The following is a 1,526-nucleotide window of genomic DNA, read 5'->3' as shown; positions in this document are numbered from 1 at the left end:
CACCAGGGCGGTGATGTCACTCAAAGCAAACGGGGATTCAGGGGTGTGCATTGTGGAGAGAGTAATGACTCAACATCCCGCCGTATACCGTACGGCGCGGGGGTCACGGCACAGGCCCCAGAGCTGCAGACCTGCCGTGTCGGCGATGCGGATGGCCAAGGTCGTAGGTGCGGAAATTGTCGCCAACACCGCCACATTCAGCCGCGCGCATTTGTGCACCAGCTCGTAGCTGGCGCGGCTGGACATCACCACAAAACCCGGCTCAGCCAGGCGTCCGGCCTGCGCCAGCTGGCCCAACAGCTTGTCCAGCGCGTTGTGCCGGCCCACGTCTTCCAGCACGTCGGTCAACACGCCATCGGGTGTAGCCCATCCAGCGGCGTGCAAAGAGCCGCAGGCAGCGTTCAGCACCTGCAGCGGTGGCATCGCCTGCATCGCCTGCAGCACGGTCGTGGCCTTCAGCTGGGCGGCCCAGGCAGCCGGTGCCATGGGCGTGGGCTCCAGGTCCAGCGCGGCCAGGCTGTCGATACCGCAGACACCGCAGCCGGTGCGACCGGCAAGCTTGCGGCGGCGCTCCTTCAGCCGCTGGAAGCAGCGCGAGGACACGTCGAGCTGCACCTCGCAGGCAGCGCCACTGTATTGCACTTCCATGCCATAGCAGTCCGCCACACTGTCCAGAATGCCTTCGCTCAGCGCAAAGCCCAGGGCGAAGGCTTCCAGGTCTTGCGGCGTGGCCATCATCACCGCATGCGAGATGCCGTTGAACACCAGGGCCACCGGCACCTCTGCCGCGATCTGGTCGGTTTCCACCACGTCGGCAGGGAAGCGCCGCACCGCGTGCGGCAACAAGGTTGGCGGTAGCTCAGCTATGGCCTGCTCCGCGCAAAAGCTCCGCCCGGCATCGGTCAAGCCGACAGTCAAGCGCTCGTCTTTCAAGACCACCTGGACCCAGCCGGGGCCGGGCTGACCACCCAGGCTGGCGTCGCCCATCAGGGTCAGAGCGCGCATCAGCACGCTTGCGCCCAGGCCCAGGCGCTTGCCCAGGCGTGGCAGCGACATGGGCTCGGTCGCTTGCTGCAATACCGCCAGAATCGCCTGGTTTAGCACCTCAGCCACGGTCACACCACGGCTTGGCTGGCACCAGTCCGGTGGGCCGCAACGGTCTCGGGCTTTTTGTGCGGCAGCATCAGCACCGGTATGCATTTGGAGGTAGGCGTGCCCGCATTGGCAGCCACCGCGGACAGCGGCACCAGCGGATTGGTCTCGGGGTAATAGGCCGCCACGCAGCCGCGCGGGATGTTGTAAGCCACCAGCTTGAAGCCGTCGGCGCGACGCTCTTCGCCGTCGTCCCAGACGGTATGGAAGTCGATCCAGTCGCCGTCTTTCATGCCCAGATCGCGAATATCTTCGGCGTGTGCAAACACCACGCGGCGCTGGCCGTAGACGCCGCGGTAGCGGTCGTCGGCTCCGTAGATGGTGGTGTTGTACTGGTCGTGCGAGCGGGTGGTCATGAGCGCGAAGACGATGGC

General features: G+C 65.8%; 2 protein-coding genes. Both read right to left on the bottom strand.

The window, feature by feature from the left end:
• Positions 1-69 precede the first annotated feature (69 nt).
• Positions 70-846 carry a formate dehydrogenase accessory sulfurtransferase FdhD gene (fdhD, locus tag AC097P_RS23785; protein ID WP_479612902.1) on the bottom strand — a complete coding sequence of 259 codons (777 nt, stop codon included), beginning with the start codon at positions 844-846 and terminating at the stop codon, positions 70-72.
• 269 nt (positions 847-1,115) lie between these two features.
• On the bottom strand, positions 1,116-1,526 hold a 411-nt coding region (locus AC097P_RS23780), incomplete at its 5' end, for a molybdopterin dinucleotide binding domain-containing protein (protein WP_479612901.1).

This window comes from Rhodoferax sp. ZS1R8 (genome assembly GCF_056521325.1).
Note: the sequence above shows the minus strand (reverse complement) of the source record. Positions and strands in the feature narration are given on the sequence as shown.